This window comes from Microvirga tunisiensis (assembly GCF_009296175.1).
GTDB classification, from domain to species: domain Bacteria; phylum Pseudomonadota; class Alphaproteobacteria; order Rhizobiales; family Beijerinckiaceae; genus Microvirga; species Microvirga tunisiensis.
This window is the reverse complement of record NZ_VOSK01000524.1, coordinates 1-3,172: the sequence shown is the minus strand read 5'-3', so window position 1 is coordinate 3,172 and position 3,172 is coordinate 1. Positions and strand designations below refer to the sequence as shown.

The 3,172-nt window shown below is 62.2% G+C and carries 2 protein-coding genes and 3 pseudogenes; 2 read left to right on the top strand and 3 right to left on the bottom strand.

What is annotated here, in order from left to right:
- Window positions 1–142 (top strand): annotated as a pseudogene (locus FS320_RS40620) (ATP-binding protein); the annotation flags it as partial.
- Window positions 143–260: 118 nt separating this feature from the next.
- On the opposite strand, the pseudogene FS320_RS40615 reads toward FS320_RS40620, so the two are convergent.
- Both FS320_RS40615 and FS320_RS40610 read right to left on the bottom strand, forming a co-directional pair.
- Window positions 261–509: pseudogene (locus FS320_RS40615) on the bottom strand (IS6 family transposase); the annotation flags it as partial.
- A gap of 197 nt (window positions 510–706) precedes the next feature.
- Window positions 707–1,996: a M20/M25/M40 family metallo-hydrolase gene (locus tag FS320_RS40610; protein ID WP_202882958.1), complete on the bottom strand. Its 1,290-nt coding sequence runs from the start codon at window positions 1,994–1,996 to the stop codon at window positions 707–709.
- Window positions 1,997–2,354: 358 nt separating this feature from the next.
- Between FS320_RS40610 and FS320_RS40605 the strand changes: the two genes are divergently transcribed.
- Window positions 2,355–2,930, top strand: coding sequence for a hypothetical protein (locus tag FS320_RS40605; protein ID WP_152718178.1), 576 nt, complete (start codon window positions 2,355–2,357; stop codon window positions 2,928–2,930).
- Here the strand turns inward: FS320_RS40605 and FS320_RS46635 are convergent.
- A pseudogene (locus tag FS320_RS46635) lies at window positions 2,919–3,172 on the bottom strand (IS630 family transposase); the annotation flags it as partial. The gene FS320_RS40605 and the pseudogene FS320_RS46635 sit on opposite strands and share 12 nt — an antisense overlap.

The window sequence follows — 3,172 nt, the reverse complement described above, 5'->3', positions numbered from 1 at the left end:
GAACAAGAGCATCCGGGAGTGGACCGAGCTGCTGGCCGGCGACGAGGTGCTGGCCACGGCCATCCTCGACCGCCTGCTGCACCGAGCGCATGTTCTCAACATCAAGGGGCGCAGCTATCGCCTGCGGGATCTGGAGGAGGCTCTCCAGCGGGCTCACGCTTGAGCCGTCGTAAAACTGGATGTCGCCTTATCTCGTAAATCTCGGTGTCGCTTGACAGTTGTACAGCTCCACATCTCCTCCTTCAGAAATGTGTTCGTGACACACCGTCTAAATGCCACTTGTCCCCGGGCGCGGGCAGACGCCTGCGGATCTGATTGGCAAAGCTTTGCCCGAACTTCCGGGCCCATTGCCGGACGGTCTCATGGCTGACCTCGATGCCTCTGGCGGCGAGCATCTCTTCCACCATTCGTAGGCTCAAGGGGAACCGGAAGTACAGCCAGACGGCATGACTGATCAATTCAGCCGGACAGCGGTGGTGGGTGTAGCGAGAATGACGGGTCGGTTTCATCCCTCACGTATGGTTCCCTGTGGTCACCGTCCCGTTGACTTGACGATGCCGTCGAGATCGGCCTTGGCCAAGGCATTGCGCTCCCTCTCAAGGTCGAACATGGCACCGATCATGCGTCAGGTCGCGTGGGCGAGCCCGCACTTTCGGCCAGGGAACGCGCCATGACGGTAATTGCCATGGCGCGTCAGGCATGCCCCTTACTTCACCTTGTCCTGCGACACGTCCATGATCAGCCGCGTGGTCAGATACAGACGCGGGGCAATGCTTCCGATTTGGATGTACTCGGCGTCATTAGAATGGGCCCCGAAGCCGCTCAGGCCGAAGCCTTCGACAACGGCGCCCTTGGCCTTCACCCCTGCAAAGGCTGCATCGGTGCCACCGCCGGTGGCGACATCCAGCACCTTCATCGGTACGCCGATCTCATCGTAGATGGACTTGGCGTGTGACGACAATTTTCGGGAGGCGTCGGTAGCTTCCAGCGGTGGCCGGCGCACCTCAAACTTCAGCTGCACCTTCGCGTCCGCCAGCAGCTGGTTCTTGATGCGCTCCTGCAGCGTGACCTGCAGCTGGTCGAAATCAGAGACCTTCAGCGCCCGGGCATCGGCCTGCGCCGTGGCCTCCGCCGGGATCACGTTGCGGTTGGTGCCCGCCTGCGACACCGTCCAGTTGAGCTTCAGACCACGGTCGTTCTGCGACAGGTCCTTCAGCTGCAACAGCTGGTGCGAGAGCTCGTAGAGCGCATTGACGCCACCCTCGGGCCGGGCACCGGCATGGGAGGATTTGCCCTGCACGGCGAGGTACGCCGCACCGATGCCGCTGGTGGCAAGGCGGATGCTGCCGTCGGTGCCGCCGGCCTCGAACGACAGGACGGCATCCTGGTCGGAGGCGAGCTGGGTGATAGTGCTGCGTGCGCCCGGCGAGCTGATCTCCTCGTCGCCGTTGATCAGCACGGTGAGGGTACCGTAGTCCTTGAAGCCCAGCTTCTGCAGCATCCCAATCGTGTGCAGGATGGTAGCGATGCCGTGTTTGTCGTCGGCGATGGCCAAGCCGTAGGCCTTGTCGCCGTCGATGCGGAACGGCTGATCCTTGAGCATGCCCCGCAGGTAGACAGTGTCCATGTGGGCGATGAGCATGATCTTGGCTTTGCCGGTGCCTTGAAACTCGGCTTTCACCATCGCGCCGACTTTTTCAGGCGTGTCATCCATGCGGTAGATGCCAGCCGGCTGGATCAGCTCGACCTTGCCACCGAGTTGCTTCAGGCGGCCGGCAATCAGGTCGGCGATCTTCGCCAGACCCTCAAGATCCTTGCTGCCCGACTCGATGGACACCAGATCGCGCAGGGTATCCAGCAGCGGCTGCTGCTCCTGCTTGGCGAGGTCCTGGATGGCTGTAACCGGCTCGGCCAGAGAAGGACTGGCGGCGAACGCCATGGTCACTGCGACAACAGCTGAGGACAAGCGACGTTGATGAGGGAGCATGGATGACATGATGACCTTCTGAAGAGGAGAGGCCCCGGGTGCTCCGACAGCCTCTGAAGTTCGTGAGAACACACCTGAAACTCAGCAACCGGGCAGGGACGCACATCCCTCGGGGTTACCCCGCTAACAGTATGGCGGCATCTGGGCTGGTCAAGGTGATTGCACGCCTATGATAGGCAACGTGAGCTTGGTCCTGACTGACGTCTGACCATTGGAAGACCTGCTGCGGCAGCTGTTGCACGATCACGAATGCGTGCAAGCCTCGTGGCCATGCCTTTTGCGCCGTTGACGTAAAATCCTGTGCAGCGATCGTGTGGGAATCTGACAAGATCGAAGCCGAGCTAGCTCTCAGCTCTGGAGGGTACCCATGCGATCATCCCTGATTGGAGTAGTCTTCGCCTTCGCGACGATCCCGGTCCTGGCCCAAGCTCCCGAGGGAACACCCGCCCGCGTTCGCGGGACGGTCGCGAAGCTCGATGGGCAGATCCTGAGGGTCAGAACCCAGGCAGGGCAGGAGATCCCCGTCGCCCTGGCGCCGAACTTCACCATCTCCGGTGTGGAGAAGCGCAGTCTCTCCGACATCAAGACTGGCGACTACATTGCCGCGACCTCCGTGAGAGGGCGTGACGGGAAGCTGCGAGCTCTGGAGGTCCATTTTCTGCCGCCCGGGGCAGGCGAGGGGCAGTTCGCCTGGGATCTGGCGCCGGATAGCCTCATGACCAATGCTACGGTCGCCGGGGTCGCGGCCGCCCCACAGGGGCAGGTGCTACGGGTGACCTACAAGGGCCAGGAGGCGGAGATCACCGTCCCTCCTGAAGTGCCGGTGGTCGCCTTCGTGCCCGGTGACACGAGCCTTGTAAAAGCCGGAGCAGCGGTCTTCATCTTCGGCCAGAGAAAGCCCGACGGATCCGTCTCGACGACCCGCGCCACCCTAGTGTTGTGACTCTAACGCTTGTTTCGCACGGGCGACCTTTTCCAGGATAGCTGAGGCCGAGGCGGTCCAGACAAAGGGTCTCGGGTCGGCATTGTGGTGCTCCAGGTAGTCCATGATAGCACTCTCCAGATCGGGCACGCTCGTGAAGGCGCCCCGCCGAATGCGCTCCTGGGTGATCAGGGCAAAGAAGCGCTCAACCTGGTTGAGCCATGAGGCCGAGGTCGGCGTGAAGTGCAGGTGGAAGCGCGGAT